Origin of the sequence: uncultured Treponema sp. (assembly GCF_945873775.1) — a bacterium.
Taxonomy (GTDB): domain Bacteria; phylum Spirochaetota; class Spirochaetia; order Treponematales; family Treponemataceae; genus Treponema_D.
Genome location: NZ_CAMCEC010000022.1, coordinates 1 through 14,900 on the forward strand (window position 1 = coordinate 1; position 14,900 = coordinate 14,900).

General features: G+C 40.7%; 14 protein-coding genes. 11 read left to right on the forward strand and 3 right to left on the reverse strand.

Annotated features, from left to right (window positions below; all coding sequences use genetic code 11):
* Positions 1-551: 551 nt before the first annotated feature.
* The 6 genes from Q0N70_RS09885 (at position 552) to Q0N70_RS09910 (ending at position 6,774) form a co-directional block, all read left to right on the forward strand.
* Positions 552-1,235 carry a DUF6261 family protein gene (locus Q0N70_RS09885; protein ID WP_294016278.1) on the forward strand — a complete coding sequence of 228 codons (684 nt, stop codon included), beginning with the start codon at positions 552-554 and terminating at the stop codon, positions 1,233-1,235.
* 119 nt (positions 1,236-1,354) lie between these two features.
* Positions 1,355-2,191 (forward strand): SUMF1/EgtB/PvdO family nonheme iron enzyme, encoded by an 837-nt coding sequence (locus Q0N70_RS09890; protein WP_294016280.1) that lies wholly within the window; start codon positions 1,355-1,357, stop codon positions 2,189-2,191.
* A 512-nt stretch (positions 2,192-2,703) separates the two neighbouring features.
* Positions 2,704-4,158 carry a S41 family peptidase gene (locus Q0N70_RS09895; protein WP_294016282.1) on the forward strand — a complete coding sequence of 485 codons (1,455 nt, stop codon included), beginning with the start codon at positions 2,704-2,706 and terminating at the stop codon, positions 4,156-4,158.
* Positions 4,155-4,964: a 16S rRNA (uracil(1498)-N(3))-methyltransferase gene (locus Q0N70_RS09900; protein ID WP_294016284.1), complete on the forward strand. Its 810-nt coding sequence runs from the start codon at positions 4,155-4,157 to the stop codon at positions 4,962-4,964. The genes Q0N70_RS09895 and Q0N70_RS09900 overlap by 4 nt, the downstream gene beginning before the upstream one ends.
* Position 4,965: 1 nt before the next feature.
* Positions 4,966-5,706 (forward strand): WecB/TagA/CpsF family glycosyltransferase, encoded by a 741-nt coding sequence (locus tag Q0N70_RS09905; protein ID WP_294016286.1) that lies wholly within the window; start codon positions 4,966-4,968, stop codon positions 5,704-5,706.
* A 12-nt stretch (positions 5,707-5,718) separates the two neighbouring features.
* Positions 5,719-6,774: a sigma 54-interacting transcriptional regulator gene (locus tag Q0N70_RS09910; RefSeq protein ID WP_294016288.1), complete on the forward strand. Its 1,056-nt coding sequence runs from the start codon at positions 5,719-5,721 to the stop codon at positions 6,772-6,774.
* Here Q0N70_RS09910 and Q0N70_RS09915 read toward each other — a convergent pair.
* Together Q0N70_RS09915 and Q0N70_RS09920 are read right to left on the reverse strand one after the other, a co-directional pair.
* Positions 6,761-7,489, reverse strand: a complete 729-nt coding sequence (locus tag Q0N70_RS09915; protein ID WP_294016290.1) for an RNA methyltransferase — start codon at positions 7,487-7,489, stop codon at positions 6,761-6,763. The two genes, Q0N70_RS09910 and Q0N70_RS09915, sit on opposite strands and share 14 nt — an antisense overlap.
* Before the next feature lie 12 nt (positions 7,490-7,501).
* The gene (locus tag Q0N70_RS09920) at positions 7,502-8,050 is read right to left on the reverse strand and encodes an STAS domain-containing protein (protein WP_294016292.1); all 549 of its coding nucleotides are present in this window, start codon (positions 8,048-8,050) and stop codon (positions 7,502-7,504) included.
* Between the two features lie 214 nt (positions 8,051-8,264).
* Here Q0N70_RS09920 and hisD point away from each other — a divergent pair, with 214 nt between their 5' ends.
* The 4 genes from hisD to Q0N70_RS09940 are packed head-to-tail and all read left to right on the forward strand — an operon-like array spanning position 8,265 to position 12,228.
* Positions 8,265-9,578 carry a histidinol dehydrogenase gene (hisD, locus tag Q0N70_RS09925; RefSeq protein ID WP_294016294.1) on the forward strand — a complete coding sequence of 438 codons (1,314 nt, stop codon included), beginning with the start codon at positions 8,265-8,267 and terminating at the stop codon, positions 9,576-9,578.
* Positions 9,579-9,600: 22 nt separating this feature from the next.
* Positions 9,601-10,179, forward strand: a complete 579-nt coding sequence (gene def / locus Q0N70_RS09930; protein WP_294016296.1) for a peptide deformylase — start codon at positions 9,601-9,603, stop codon at positions 10,177-10,179.
* Complete coding sequence (gene fmt, locus Q0N70_RS09935) at positions 10,180-11,193, forward strand: methionyl-tRNA formyltransferase (RefSeq protein ID WP_294016298.1); 1,014 nt, start codon at positions 10,180-10,182, stop codon at positions 11,191-11,193.
* A 3-nt stretch (positions 11,194-11,196) separates the two neighbouring features.
* Entirely contained in the window at positions 11,197-12,228 is a 1,032-nt protein-coding gene (locus Q0N70_RS09940; protein WP_294016300.1) for a PASTA domain-containing protein, read from the forward strand.
* Between the two features lie 69 nt (positions 12,229-12,297).
* Here Q0N70_RS09940 and Q0N70_RS09945 read toward each other — a convergent pair whose 3' ends face one another.
* Positions 12,298-13,638 (reverse strand): acetate kinase, encoded by a 1,341-nt coding sequence (locus Q0N70_RS09945; RefSeq protein ID WP_294016357.1) that lies wholly within the window; start codon positions 13,636-13,638, stop codon positions 12,298-12,300.
* A gap of 154 nt (positions 13,639-13,792) precedes the next feature.
* On the opposite strand from Q0N70_RS09945, the gene Q0N70_RS09950 reads away from it, so the two are divergent.
* A complete protein-coding gene (locus Q0N70_RS09950) occupies positions 13,793-14,896 on the forward strand; it encodes an aminopeptidase (RefSeq protein WP_294016301.1) in 1,104 nt (367 codons plus the stop codon).
* Positions 14,897-14,900: the final 4 nt, after the last annotated feature.

A 14,900-nucleotide genomic window follows, 5' to 3' on the forward strand; every position in this document is an offset into this window, starting at 1 on the left:
TCAGTTCTCAGTTCTCAGTTCTCAGTTCTCAGTTCTCAGTTCTCAGTTCTCAGTTTAGGTGAACTATTTTTAGCTAATTACATAAAATACATACAAGCAAAAGACCGTTGTGTCGGAATGATGCACATATTATGCGCACATTTTAGGCATGACGGTCTTTTTGCGTTTAAACGGAAAAATTCCGAATGCAGCTTTTTTGCCCGGAGAGCTTTTAGAAAAATTCCGAACGCTGACTTTTTGGTTAGGGAACTTTCGGAAAAATTCCAAAGACTAACTTTTTGCTTGGGAAGCGTTTGGAAAAATTCCGCGGGCAGGCTTTCTTCTTAGGGAGTATTCGGAATAATTCCGCAAGGAGACTTTGTTTAGTACCTTCGGAAAAATTCTGCAGTAAATGTGAACTGTCATTGTTGTAATTGATATGGCAATCCTTTGATGCTGATTTCCGGGTCAAGCCCGAAAATGACAGGAATATACAGCTGGATTTTCGGGGCAGGCTCAAAATGACAGTAATAAATAAAAAGTGCCGGCTAGAGAGTCGGAATGGAGGTTGAATGAATAAAGTAATTTCTAAGGTTCGTGTAACAGAAGTTGACGGGCTTAGCGATGCGCTTGTGCGTCTTTACAAGGCGGATGAAGGTGTTTCTTCAGATGTGTTTTTGAAGAGCGTGATGGACGAGATTGAAAAGCTTTCTGTTGCGATTACAACTGCAATCAAGAAAGATAAAGTTTTAAGCAATCTTGAAGAGGCTGACATCGTGCGCGACGAGGCTGTAAAAAATCTTTCGACACTTTTGGACGGATATGAAGTTTTTCCAGTTGCGGCAAAAAAAGAGGCGGCGCAAAAACTCAAAACTGTTTTTGACAAGTACAGAAAATCAATCATAACGGCAAACTATGTAAGCGAATCTTCGCTGATTGAAAGCCTGCTGGAAGATTTTTCCAAGGAAGAAGAGGCGGTTTCTTTGCTTGACGGAATAAAGGAAATCTTGGAGCAAATCCGCTCTGCGCAGGATGCGTTTGTAAAGGCAAGCGACGAATACAATGCGGCTTCCACGGTAAAAACAGAAAGCGCCTCATCGCTAAAAAAGCCTCTTCTTTCTGCAATCAACGACAAGTTCATTCCGTACATTACAGCAATGCAAATGGCGAACAGCGCAGTGTATGGCGATTTTGCGGCAAAAGCGGAAGGCGAAATTAAGCGCGTAAATGAAATTGTCTTGCGCCGCGGGAAATAAGAGAAGACGGAGCTTATCTAATAAGTTTAAAATGCCATTGCTGTGCTTGACACGGGAATGACATAACGATTTTGTCATTATCGGGCTTGACCCGATAATCTGTATTTCGGAGGAAAAAAATGAAAAAATTAAAAGTTTTTGCCGTGCTTGCGGCAATGGGGCTTGCAGTTTCTTGCTACAGCGAGAAAATTCCAAAAGGATTTGTGAAAATTCCAGCTGCTTCAATTGACGGAACAGAAACCTGGACGCCAATTGCACCTGTATTAGGAGGCAAGCATGAAATCGCCTCGTTCTACATGAGCGACCATCCTGTAACACGCGGAGAATTCAAGGCTGTTGTTGGGTTTGACCCAAGTACTTATTTTTACGAGAAGAATGTAAAAAACGCCCCTGTAATCAATGTCGACTTGCGTTTGGCACTTTTATACTGCAACTTGCGCTCGGATATGGAAAACTTAACTCCTTGCTATTTATTTGACGGAAAAATAGCGCCAGATAAAGATTGGAGACATGTAGAGATTGTAACTTACAACAATACAGCAAACGGCTACCGCCTGCCGACAGATGTTGAATGGGAATGGGCTGCACGCGGCGGCGAAAGCTACAAGTATGCCGGAAGCGACGACATAGACGAAGTTGGGTGTTTTATATATGAAAAAGTAAAGAGTAAAAAGGCAAACGGCTACGGACTTTACGACATGTGCGGAGAGCTTTGGGAAAGGTGCTTGGATGAAAAGGACTGGACAAGCTCAGTCAAGGAGAGGCCGAGAGAGAGTCTTGATGACTGTCTACGTGGCGGCGTTTGGTACATTGACAGAAATGGTGCTCGGGTCAAGGAAGATGTGAGCATATTATTTGCCGAACCCCTCTACGCGGATGTTGGCGATATAGACCTGGTGATGGATAAAATCTCCAAGAGATACTGGGGCTTCCGCGTTGTTCGCAACGCCAACTAGCGTTGGCTGGTTCTGTAAGCGGGATTATTAAACAAGAGTTGTCATTATCCGGCTTGACCCGATAATCTCTCGTAAAGCAATTGGCTATATTTTCGGGTCAGGCTCGAAGATGACATAAAAGATACTTTATTAAAACTGCCGGCTAGAGATTCTAGCCGGCTTTTTTCAGTTTAAAACAAAAAAACTGCCGAAGCCCACCCGCAACGACAGTGAAAACATCTTTAAAGCAATAAAAATATTGTTCTTATTATATATCAGCTTTTAGTTAAAGTCTATTGTTAGTTTAAAAAAGCACTTTGAATGTCGAATTTTGTTGTCATTATCGGGCTTGACCCGATAATCTATTGAAATTTTACAGCAGATTCCCGTGTCGTAGCACGAGAATGACACTAAAACTACTGTTCTTATCAAAACTCGACATTTGGGCTAAAAGTCAAAATTGAACCAAGCAGTTTTTTATTCAATATGAATATGCCCTTGAACACTGCCTTAAAAGGGCTTAAAATGGAGCAATGAAAATCGCAAAGAAATTATTAAAGGCTACGCGGATTTTTTCAGCGTTTATATTGTTTTCCATTTTTGCTTCCCAGTGTTTTTCGCAGTCTAATTCTTCAAGCTCAGACATAGATTCAGCAAAGCAGCGTCAGTTTCTTAAGGTTATAGATCAGCTTTATTATTTTATTCAGCAGAATTATGTGGAAGAAGTTGATCCGCAGGTTTTGTATGAAGGCGCGTTAAAGGGAATGCTTGGCGCGCTGGACGACCCTTATTCAGTTTATATGGCGCAGTCTGAATGGAGAAGCCTTACCGACACAACTGTTGGAAACTTTGGCGGCGTGGGACTTTCCATAACAAAGCCTCTTGTTTCTACGGAAGAAAAGCCTGCTTATGTTGAAGTTGCCGAGCCTATAGAAAATACTCCGGGCGCAAAAGCTGGAATTCAGTCAGGAGACTTGATTATTGAAGTTGACGGCGTGGACACTTCTACAATTACAATGGATGAAGTTTTGAGTATGTTGCGCGGAACTGTCGGCGAAAGCGTTACTGTAAAAATCCGCAGAAGAAATACTCTTGAATTTGAGCGGACTCTTGTGCGCGCCGTTATTCAAAATCCGTCTGTAAAATATGGAATGATTGAAGGTGAAAAAATCGGCTACTTGCGCCTTACTGAATTTTCTGTGAACACTGCCGCAAAAGTTCAGGAAGCTTTGGATTCGTTCAAGGAAGCTTCGTTTAACGGACTTGTTATAGACTTGCGGAACAACGGCGGCGGACTTTTGGACAGCGCGGTTGACATTGCGGATAAATTTATTGATGAAGGCATAATAGTTTCCACAAAAAGCCGTCTTGCTTATGAAAATGCGGTTTATCATGCTGTAAAAAGAAAAACTGTTGTGCGCGGCATTCCGATTGTTGTTCTTATAAACAGGGCGACTGCCAGCGCAAGCGAAATATTGAGCGGAGCTTTAAAAGACACAAAAACTGCGTATCTTGTAGGCGAAAAATCATTTGGAAAAGGAAGCGTTCAGGTTCCGCGCGGACTTGTAAACAACGACGGATTCAAAATCACAGTGGCAAAATATTATTCTCCGAGCGACACAAATATTGACAAAATAGGAATTAAGCCGGATTTGGAAGTTCTTTATCCTGATTTCACAAAAGAAGAGGAAGAAGATTGGCATGCTCTTGAAGAATCGGGCGCAATAGCAGATTACGTGGATTCTCACCAGAACATGACAGAATCAGAAATTGCTTCTTATGCGAAAACCTTGCAGAAAAAATACAAGCTTGAAGAGCGCATTCTTAGAAAAATGATTCGCAACGAGCTTGACAGAACCCGTTCTCCACGTCTTTACGACCTTGACTATGACAGCCAGCTTAATGCGGCGATTAATGTTATTAAAGGCGGAAACTTTGCCGAGCTTATGGCTTCAACAAAAACCTTAAAAGAACAGCAGGAACAATGAGGCAATTTATTGTAGAAAGTCCGCTTGACTCTGATGGCTGCATTTGCATTGAAGGAAAAAAATATCATTATCTTAATTCTGTTTTAAGAGTTAAATGCGGCGACATGATTTACGCAAGGCTTTTGGACGGTTCTCTTCAGCAGATGACTGTTGCAAAAATCGACTCTTGCGAAAAAAAAATAATTCTTCAGGCAGCAGGAGATTTAACTTGCAGTGATTCCGCCTCGCAAGCAGCTCCTGTTTTAAAAAAGCCTAAAACCGAGATTTATCTTTTTCAGTTTGAAGCAAAGCCTCCGAAAATGGATTTGATTGTAAGGCAGGCAACTGAATGCGGAGTCTGCGGAATAATTCCAGTGGAAGGAGAATTCTGCCAAAAAGGAAGCATTGAGTCCGCGCGTAAAAAATCTGAATCTGGAGACGAACGCTGGCAAAGAATTGTAACAGAAGCAAGGCAGCAGAGCGGTTCTCCTGTTGAAACAAAAATTTTTTCTTCGGTTTCGGTGGAAGCGGCTTGCGCTTTTTGGAGCAATTTGAAGGCGGAACACAAGGAGGCAGTTGTTCTTTATGAGCGCAGCGATGGAACAAAGAGCATTTATAATGCGCTAAAAAATGCCGATGTTATAAAAAAAGAAAATGCGAAAATTGCAGTTGCAGTTGGCGCGGAAGGCGGAATTTCTGTGCAGGAAATCAGCATTATGAAAGCAAGCGGATTTATTCCCGTGCATTTTGATACAAATATATTGAGATGCGAAACTGCTTCTTTGTACGGAATTGCGGCTTTGCAGACTGTTTTAAGTGGAGAATAAAATGGCGGTTCAACGTATAGAGCTACTCGGAGTTCCTGTGGATGTGTGTTCTAAGCAGGATTTGGAAGAAAAGATTTTGCAGCTTTTGGAAAAAAAAGGTCCTTCTCAAATTTCATTTATAACAATCTGGGACTTTATGAAAATCCGGCGCAAAAACGAATATGCGGAAAGCATAAGAAATGCCGACTTGATTCTTCCTATTTCAAAGAGCATTTTGTCCGGGGCGAAATTTCTTAACAAGACAGTTCCTTTTAGGCATAATCCGTTTGACGCGTTTATAAGCATTCTTTCTATTCTTGAAAGCCGCTACAAGTCGTTTTATATTTTCGGCGGAAGGAAAAAAGCTCTTGCCGCTGCGGAAAAAAATATGCGTTCTACTTTCCGCGGACTTCAGATTGTGGGAAGATGCGTTGGCTATTATCAAAAGCAGGACGAAGAAAATATTATTCAGGCGATTTCAAAAGCGTCTCCGTCTTTGGTTCTTGTGAGCGAAGGAATTAAAAAGAAAGATTTTTGGAGCTATTCGAATAAAGACAGATTTTCTTCTGGAATTTTTATGTATTACCGGGATGCAGTTGGAATTTTAAGCAAAAGAATCAAGCGTGTAAATCCAAAAGTTTTTGAAAAAGGGCACGAAATTTGGGGCGAGCTTATCAGAAATCCGCTTAGAATTTTTTTGATTTTTCCATTTTTGTGGTATATAATTCTTCTTGTCTGGACAAAACTTTTTAAAAAGGATTAGGGGCTTTTGTCAATGGAGAGAATTTTAATAGTTTCAAGCAGAAAGGAATTTATTTCTTTTTGCAAAGTTGTTTTTGACCGGGACTTTGATTTCTTTTGTGTGCATACGGAAGAAATTTCTTTTATCTGCCCGGAATTTTTTTTGGTCTTGGCAGTTTTAATAGACGGCTCTTGCTTTTCTTCTAGCGAATCTTCCTACATTTCTAAATTTTTCAAAAATACACTTGAGCGTCCTGTTTTTGTCTGCTTTAAAGAATCCGACTGCCTGAAATATGTTTCTGAGCTGGTAAAGTTAAAAAACGAAGTTTCTTCATCTGGCAAAAATTTATTTTGTGCTGAAAAAACAGAAGAATTTCTTTGCGCGGAAAATAATTTGTGCCTTGGATTTGATTCGCAGATTGAAATTGCCTGCAAGAGCGATTCTACAGTTTTGCTGCTTGGCGAAAGCGGCTCTGGAAAAAATCACACTGCCCGTTTTATACATGAAAATTCATCAAGGAAAAACAGAAAATTTACTTCTTTTAATCTTGCTGAAATAAATCCGAATTTAATTGAAAGCTCGCTTTTTGGTTCTATAAAAGGCTCTTTTACTGGCGCGGAAGAAACTTCTGGAATTTTTGAAGAGGCTTCGGACGGAACACTTTTTATTGACGAAATTTGCGAGCTAAGCCTTGAAAGCCAAGGGAAATTTCTTGGAGTTTTGGATTCAAGGGAATTCAGCAAAGTAGGAAGCAGCAAGAAAATTGGTTTTGACGCTCGCCTTATTTTTGCAACGGACTCAAAAATTTCAGAGCTTGTGGAAAAAAATCTTTTTAAAAAGCAGCTTTTTTACAGAATCAGCGTTCTGGTTATAAATGTTCCGCCGCTAAGAGAACGCAAAGGCGAACTAGTGAAAATTGCAGAGGCTTGCGCTTCGGTATTTGGAAAAAAGCTTTCTGAGTGCGCGGTTAAAAAACTTTTGGATTTTTCCTGGCCGGGAAATATCAGGCAGCTTAAAAACTGCATTGAGCGTTCTTGTGTCAGCGCAAAAAAAGAAATTCTTTTTGCAGATGATATTATCTTTTTTTAGAAAGACCTGCTGCTTTGTCAAATATTTTTTCTATGTATTGCGCCTCTCCTTCGCTTAATGCCGAGCGGGACAAAATATCGCGCCAGAAAATTTCCATGTCTTTGCGTCCTGTAACAGAAAAAAATCCGATTTTCTGAAGATTGTCTGCAATTGTGGTTACGGTTTCTTTCAGCCTTTTTGAATCTATTGGCGTGTATCCAATTTTGTTTTTTTCATTGTATCGGAACAAAGTGTAGCACATAATCTGCACAGCGTGGCTTAAATTCAGCGAACCGAATTCTTCGCTTGAAGGAATTGTAACGCCCATTTCGCATTCAAGAATTTCATTGTCGTCAAGTCCGGTTCTTTCGTTGCCAAATACAACTGCGATTTTTCCGCCTTTTTTTTCTGTTCCTGAAATTCTGTTTGCGGTTTTTGCAAATTCTTCTGGCAAAAGAAGCTTGCCTTTGCGTTTTTTTCCTCTCCGGCGCGTTGTTCCGCATGAGCAGACACAGTCAGAGCAGGCTTCGGTTATTGAAGAGAAATATTCGGCATTGTCAAAAATGTATGACGCATGGATTGCAAGAACGTGGACTTTATCCAGGTCGATTTCTTCTTTTTTTCCTACAATCCGCAGTTTATGGATTCCGTTGTTTGCCATTGCCCTGCAAGCGGCTCCGATGTTTCTAGGTTCTTCCGGGCGCGATAAAACTATAACGATATTGTCTAAATTCATAAAATTTGCGGGCTAACCTAAAAAAACATTTCCGTTTTGGTCGATAACAATTATCGCTTTGCAGTCGGAGCATCTAAAACGTCCGCTTTTTACGGCTTTTAGTTTTTTGGAGCAGACAGGACATTCAAAAATCTTTGGGAAAGTAGAAACATTTCCGTCTTTTTCTTTTTTCAAATATTCTTCCGCTTCTTCCACGGATTCTTTCATATTGAAAACCTGGCTGAATCCCAAGAGCTGGAAAACTTCAAAAACTTTTGGCTGAACTCCTGTAAAAACAATTTCGCCGCCGTTTGATTTCGCATTTTTTTCAATTGAAGTAAGCGAGCCGATTCCCGTTGAAGAAACGTAGGTCAAATTCTGGCAGTTAAAAACAATGTTCTTAAATCCCGCTGAAATAATTTTTGCTGTCTGCGTCTGAAAATATGCCGAATTGTATGTATCGATGTATCCGCTAAGCGTTACAAGGATAGAATTTGAGGCTCCTTCAATTTTGCTAAGGAAAATCTCGAGGCTTCCGTCTTTTTCGTCATTAAAGCCTGGAATTAAGTCGTTGTTATCCATGTCATGCGCTCCAGAAAACAGTATTTTTAGAGATACTCAAATACTATATCGAATTTCGCTAGCTGTCAAATTGCGTCTTGGATTTTGCCTTAATTGTAAAGTTCATGTCTTTTTGGTATAATTGAATCCTATTTTTAGGCTTGATTTTGAATTGCTGTGGAATTTGACATTCAGTATTTGGAAAGCAGCTAAAAATGGAGAGGAGGCTATTTTAATGATAAGAATTCAGAAAGCTGATGAAGTTGAAGAAGAGTTTTTTTGCAGCCGGAATTTCGGAGAATCCATAGAGTCAGTCCGTGATATTTTAAGAAATGTAAAGCTAAGAAAAGATGAAGCCTTGCGCGAATACAGCAAAAAATTTGATTTGGCTTCTCCACATAATTTAAAAATTCCAGAGGAAACTTTAAAAGCCGCCGCGGAAAAAATGCAGTCTGAAAATCCCAAGCTTTATGATTCGCTGTGCTATTCCAGAGATTTGGCTGTGCGTTTTGCAAAAAAGCAAAGAGAATCTTTTGATGATTTTGAGATTGAACTTGAGCCTGGAATTTTTACAGGCCAGAAAAATATTTCTGTTGAAAAAGCTGGGCTTTATGTTCCTGCAGGAAGATTTCCTCTTGTTTCGACTGTTGTAATGACAAGTTCTCCTGCAATTGCTGCCGGTGTAAATGAAATTATTCTTTGCACTCCTCCGCGGAAAAATCCAGATGGAAGCGGCGATCCTTATGCTGATGAAAACATAATGGCGGCGGCTTATATCTGCGGAATAAAAGAAGTGTTTGCTTGCGGCGGTTCTCAGGCAATTGCGGCGATGGCTTTTGGAACTGAATCAATTCCTGCCGTAGATGTTATTGTAGGTCCGGGAAATAAATATGTTGCGGAAGCAAAAAGGCTTGTTTACGGAACTGTTGGAATCGACATGGTTGCAGGTCCTACAGAAGTTTTTATAATTGCTGACAAAACTGCGAATCCTGTTTGGGTTGCGGCGGATCTTTTGGCGCAGGCGGAGCATGATGTTGTGGCTCAGCCGGTAATGGCAACAGACAGCATGGAGCTTGCCGAAAAAGTTTCCAAGGAAATTGAAAAGCAGCTTGAATCTTTGCCTACAAAAGCGACTGCGGAACAAAGCATAAATACTTTTGGCCGCATAATTGTTACTGAAAATCTTGAGCAGGCGGCAGAACTTGCAAATAAAAAAGCTCCGGAGCATTTGGAGCTTGCGCTTGATGCCAGTCTTGAACGTGAAAAAATCCAGTCGCTGGTTCATAATTATGGCTCGCTTTTTATTGGACACGGAGCCGCGGAAGTTTTTGGAGATTATGCCGCTGGACTGAACCATACGTTGCCGACTTCTGGAAGCGCAAGGTTCACAGGCGGATTAAGCGTCCGTTCATTTATAAAGACTGTTACAACTTTGCGCACAGACAATACAAAATCCGGCGCAAGAAAATCTGCTGAATCTGCAGGCTACTTGGGAGATGCGGAAGGACTTGCGGCTCATGCAAAAGCGGCAAGATTAAGACTTGAATAAAAAACTTTAAGGCTGGAAAAAAATGCGAATATGTAAACTTGGCGAAGATGTTTTACGGCAGAAATGTGTTCCCGTTGAATCTAATGAGATAAACGATGAATTGCGCGCGACCCTAAATGAAATGTTTGAAACAATGATTAGCGCGGATGGCGTTGGTCTTGCTGCTCCTCAAGTTGGAATTTCAAAAAGATTTTTTGTAGTTATTTCGGATGATAATGTGCGCCGTGTTTTTATCAATCCTGAAATTATAAAAACTTCTGCGGAAAATTCTGAATATGAAGAAGGATGCCTTTCTCTTCCGGGCGTGTCTGAAAAGATTGTCCGCCCTGTAAAAATTTCTGTCAGCGCAATTGACGAAAATGGAAAACGTTTTGTTCTTGATGATGCCGATGGACTTCTTGCAAGAATTATTCAGCATGAAAATGACCATTTGGACGGAATCCTTTACATTGACAGAGGCGATGAGGAATTTAAAAACAAAACCGTAGAGCTTTTTAAGAAAAAGGCAGAACGCGCCCAGAAAAAACTTGCAGAAAAAGAAGCAAAAAAACGCAGCCTGGAAGCAAAACTTGCGGCTAAAAATGCAAATAAAGGAAAATAAATGCTGAAAGTTTTGTTTGGCGGAAGTCCGGCTTGTGCGGCAAAAGCACTGGAGCTTATTTTAAAAGACAGCGCAATGTCAAATTCAGTGCCGGAAGAAGAATATAAAATTGTCGGGGTTCTTACAAATCCGCCGTCTGCGCAAGGAAGGCACAAGGAGCTTATTCCTACAGAAGTTGAGCAGTACACGCTTATTTGGAACCGGGCAAGAAATGACAATGTCGCAATTTTTTCTCCAGAACATATAAAGCAGGCAGAACGCGAGCAAATCGCAAGCCTTGAGCCGGATATTTTTGTCTGCTTTGCTTATGGACATATTCTTGGCCCTAAGTTTTTTTCTTTGTTTAAATTCGGTGGAATAAATCTTCATCCGTCCTTGCTTCCAAAATACCGGGGTGCAACACCTGTTAATGCTGCGATTTTGAATTGTGATGATGAAACCGGCTTTTCAATACAAAAGATGGCTTTGGGCATGGATGAAGGAGACATTTTATATCAGCAGAAAGAACGCCTGACTGGAACAGAAACAGCGGAGCAGGTTTTAAAGAACAGCGCGCTTTACGGCGGAATGAATATAACACAAATTTTGCGCAAGATTGCAAAAACAGGAAAGCTTCCGGATTCATTTCCGCAGGAAGGAAAAGCTTCTTATTGCTCTATAATTAAAAAGGAAGACGGAAAAATAAACTGGAACAACAGTGCGGAAAAAATCGATGCGCAGATAAGAGCTTATACGCCTTGGCCGGGCTGCTTTACAACTTCTGGAAATCTTCAGCTTAGGATTTTAAAGGCGCGGGCAGCAAGCAAAGTTGCGGCTCAAGATCCTTCAATTGTAAAAAACACTTCGGCAGTTCCCGGCACAGTGCTTGAATACAATAAACAAAGAGGAATTCTTATTCAGACAGGAAGCGGAGTTTTGATTGCTACAGAGCTTCAGTGGCAGGCAAAAAAAGCCATGGACTATAAATCTTTTATGAACGGAGCCAGAAATTTTATAGGCACTGTTTTGGAGTAAACTATGAACAAAAATAAATTCAAGGACATTCTTCAAAAAGCGAGAGTTCAATTTAACGGCCGGCTTGACGATTTAAGGAACGGCGGAAAAACTGTTGTTATAACCGTGCTTCTTGCTTTTATTATAATGACGGCTTCTTGTCTTGCTGTTTTTTTTATGTCGGTTCAGGGCGCGGAAAAAGTTCTTGTGCCCGATGTTACAGGAAAAAGCCTTACAGACGCGCTTTTGGAGCTTCAGGCGAAAGAGCTTTATCCAAAAATTCTTCTTAAATATTCGGAGCTTCCTGGCGACAAAGGAACTATTCTTGAGCAGAATCCAGTTTCCGGGGCGATTGTAAAAGCCTACCGCAGAGTGAATTTGACTGTAAGCCGCGGAATTCCAATTGATTATATTGAAGATTATTCTGGAAAAAATGTGGATGAAGTTTTGAATACATTGGAACTTTTGTTCAGTGGAGACGATTCTCTTGTGCAGCTTCCGCCTCCAGTTTATAAAAAAAGCGAGCTTCCAGCCGGAACAATTCTTGCGCAATATCCAGAAGCCGGAACTCCAGTTTCAGAAAAAATCAAGCTTCAGTTTGTTGTAAGCAGCGGAACAGAAATTCCAAAGACAGAAGTTCCTAATATTGAAGGTCTTTCTATAAAGCAGCTTCTTTCAAAACTTGGAGAATATAAAGTTGTTTTTGATTTTGAAGTTGAAGAAGATCCAAAAAGTCCTGTAGACGGAATTATTTATAGCGAGGAAAATCTTTCAAATCAGGTAGAAGTTTTTTCAAGAGTAAAGGCAACGTTAAAAGTTCAACCTGTATCTGAAAAATCTAAAACGGCGCAAGGAATTTTTTCTGCGGAGCTTCCAGAATATCCGTATCCTGTTCCTGTAAAACTTGACTCTCAAGATCAGAACGGAAAGCTTGTTACGTTAGCTGAATTCTGCCATCTCGGAAAACATTTTACAGTTCCTTACGATGTAAAGAAAAATACAACACTGATTTTATATGTTCTTGATGAAGAATACGCAAAAGTTGTTGTGGAATAAAATGTATTTTTAGAATAAAAAAGGTTGCCATTGATGGCAGCCTTTTTTGTCAACTTTTACTTTTTAAGTTTATTTCTTTGGAGGACGTGCGATTACTTTTGCAATATTCGGGCGTTTTACGAGGTCGCCTTTAAGTCCTTCTTCACGTGCTTTGTTTACGTAGTCTGGCGACTGGAAGCTGTAAGTGAAGTTTGTGTGAACATCGTAAGTTCCCTGCATAAGAGCAAAAGCATCTTCTGTCATAACAAGCTCTTCGTCTGTTGGAATTACAAAAATCTTTGTCTTGCTGTCATCTGCGGAAATACAAGTTTCTGCGTTTCCTGTAAATGACCATTCATTTTTCTGCGCGTCGATTTTGATTCCGTAGTTTTCAAGTCCGCTCAAGGATTTTCCGCGTGTGATAGGTCCGCGCTCTCCAACTCCGGCGGTAAATACTATTGCGTCAACGTGTCCGAGTTCTGCCATGTATGCGCCTACATATTTTTTTATGCGCAACGCTTCCATTTCAATGCAAAGCTGGCAGAGTTTGTCTCCGTTTGCTGCGGCAATTTCAATGTCGCGGCGGTCAGAATATTTTTCCGTGATTCCAAGACAGCCTGATTTTTTGTTCAAGGCTTTGTCCATTTCGTCAGCGGACATTCCTGTTTTGCGCATGATGTAGAATGGAAGAGCCGGATCAACGTCTCCGCTTCTTGTTCCCATTACAAGGCCTTCAAGCGGTGTTATTCCCATTGAAGTGTCATAGCACTGTCCATTTTTTACGGCGCACATTGAAGAGCCATTTCCGATGTGGCAGATTATAAGGTTTGTGTCCTTTGGCTCTTTTCCGAGAAGAACGGCTGCTCTTTTTGCAGTGTAAAGGAAAGATGTTCCGTGGAAACCGTAGCGGCGTGCGGCATACTTTGTGTACCATTCACGTGGAACTGCATACATAAAAGTTTCTTCTGGCATTGTCTGATGCCATGCTGTGTCCATTACAGCGCAATGCGGAACGTTTGGCATTACTTTTTGCGCGGCTTCAATTCCCATTATATTTGCCGGCATGTGCAAAGGTCCAAGGTCAACAACTGAACGGAATGTTTCAAGAACTTCTGGAGTTATAAGAACAGATTTTGTGAATTTGTCTCCGCCGTGAAGAACTCTGTGTCCTACTGCTTTTATTACAGACATATCAGGAATAACTCCGATTTCTTTGTCTGTGATTGTATTCAAAATAAGCTCGATTGCTTCCTTGTGTGTAGGGCAGGCGCTTTTGATTTCTGTCTTGTTTCCTTTTGCCTTGTGTGTGATACATGAGCCTTCAATTCCAATGCGCTCAACTACACCGTTTGCTAGAACTTCCTTGTTGTCCCAGTCATAAACTTGGTATTTTGCGGAAGAAGATCCGCAGTTCAATGTAAGAATTACCATAGCCATAAAATGCCTCTAAATAAAAATAATACCAAATCATTATATTAACATGGAAAAAAAATTTCAACTTTGAAAAATCGTAATAAAATACGCAATAGCATTTGGTTTGTCTTTGCGTTATAATTTTGGGCGTTTGGAATTTATGGGAGAAAATATGAATTTGTTTGGAAAAAAAGAAAAAACTCCGGCGCAGACTGTGATAGAAGATGTCTGCAAAATAAAAAAAGGCGAAAAAGTTTTAGTGATTGCAAACCCGGAAACAAGCGTTATTGCGCAGAATTTATTTACCGCAGCCCTTGATTCTGGCGCAAAGCCAACGCTTATTTATCAGACTAAAAAAACTTCCGCGGATTTTGCAGAAGAAACTGTTGTGGGCGCAATAAAATCAGAGCCGGATGTAATTTTTTCAATTTCTGAAATAAAGCTTGGAAAAGACGAAAAGGCGATTGCTTCTCCTTATAAAGCTGCGGACGGAAAACTTTACGACAACACTTTTGACTGGCTGCTTTCTGAAAAAAAATCAATCCGTGCGGTATGGACTCCGGGACTTACTGAAGATATGTTCAACAGAACTGTGAATATTGACTACAAACTGCTTGGCGAACGCTGCAAAAAACTTTGCGAAAAATACGAAAATGCTGTTTCAGTTCATGTTATGTCTCCTGGCGGAACGGACATTGTTGTTGGATTAAAAGGACGAAAAGGCATGGTTGACGACGGAGATTTCAGCAAGCCTGGAAGCGGCGGAAACATTCCTGCCGGCGAAACTTTTATAAGTCCTGTCGTTGGAACTTGCGAAGGAACTATTGTTTTTGACGGAAGCATGACATTCAGCGACGGAGATTCAATTTTAAAAACTCCGATTTGCGTAAAAGTTGAAAAAGGCTTTGTTTCAGAAGTTACTGGCGGCGAAGAAGCAAAGCGGCTTTTAAAGGATATTCAGCAGGCGGAAAAAGATGCGGTTTCTATGGAAAGTTCCGGAAAGCTTCCAAAAGGACAAGGTGAAATTTATGCGAAAAACGCAAGAAATATCGGGGAGCTTGGAATCGGCTTGAATCCTGCCGCTGGAATTACTGGAAATATGCTTGAAGATGAAAAGGCTTTTAGAACCTGCCATTTTGCAATCGGAGAAAATTATGACGGAGATGCGCCTTCTTTGATTCACTTTGACGGAGTTGTAAAAGAGCCTACTATTGTTATCAAGTATGAAGACGGAACAGAATTTGCAGTTCTCAAAAACGGAGAACTGCAAATTTAAAATT

Bases quoted from the DNA above. Each gene is read 5' to 3' on its own strand.
- Q0N70_RS09885 (WP_294016278.1), top strand. From the start codon at position 552: ATGAATAAAGTAATTTCTAAGGTTCGTGTAACAGAAGTTGACGGGCTT.
- Q0N70_RS09890 (WP_294016280.1), top strand. From the start codon at position 1,355: ATGAAAAAATTAAAAGTTTTTGCCGTGCTTGCGGCAATGGGGCTTGCA.
- Q0N70_RS09895 (WP_294016282.1), top strand. From the start codon at position 2,704: ATGAAAATCGCAAAGAAATTATTAAAGGCTACGCGGATTTTTTCAGCG.
- Q0N70_RS09900 (WP_294016284.1), top strand. From the start codon at position 4,155: ATGAGGCAATTTATTGTAGAAAGTCCGCTTGACTCTGATGGCTGCATT.
- Q0N70_RS09905 (WP_294016286.1), top strand. From the start codon at position 4,966: ATGGCGGTTCAACGTATAGAGCTACTCGGAGTTCCTGTGGATGTGTGT.
- Q0N70_RS09910 (WP_294016288.1), top strand. From the start codon at position 5,719: ATGGAGAGAATTTTAATAGTTTCAAGCAGAAAGGAATTTATTTCTTTT.
- Q0N70_RS09915 (WP_294016290.1), bottom strand. From the start codon at position 7,489: ATGAATTTAGACAATATCGTTATAGTTTTATCGCGCCCGGAAGAACCT.
- Q0N70_RS09920 (WP_294016292.1), bottom strand. From the start codon at position 8,050: ATGGATAACAACGACTTAATTCCAGGCTTTAATGACGAAAAAGACGGA.
- hisD (WP_294016294.1), top strand. From the start codon at position 8,265: ATGATAAGAATTCAGAAAGCTGATGAAGTTGAAGAAGAGTTTTTTTGC.
- def (WP_294016296.1), top strand. From the start codon at position 9,601: ATGCGAATATGTAAACTTGGCGAAGATGTTTTACGGCAGAAATGTGTT.
- fmt (WP_294016298.1), top strand. From the start codon at position 10,180: ATGCTGAAAGTTTTGTTTGGCGGAAGTCCGGCTTGTGCGGCAAAAGCA.
- Q0N70_RS09940 (WP_294016300.1), top strand. From the start codon at position 11,197: ATGAACAAAAATAAATTCAAGGACATTCTTCAAAAAGCGAGAGTTCAA.
- Q0N70_RS09945 (WP_294016357.1), bottom strand. From the start codon at position 13,638: ATGGTAATTCTTACATTGAACTGCGGATCTTCTTCCGCAAAATACCAA.
- Q0N70_RS09950 (WP_294016301.1), top strand. From the start codon at position 13,793: ATGAATTTGTTTGGAAAAAAAGAAAAAACTCCGGCGCAGACTGTGATA.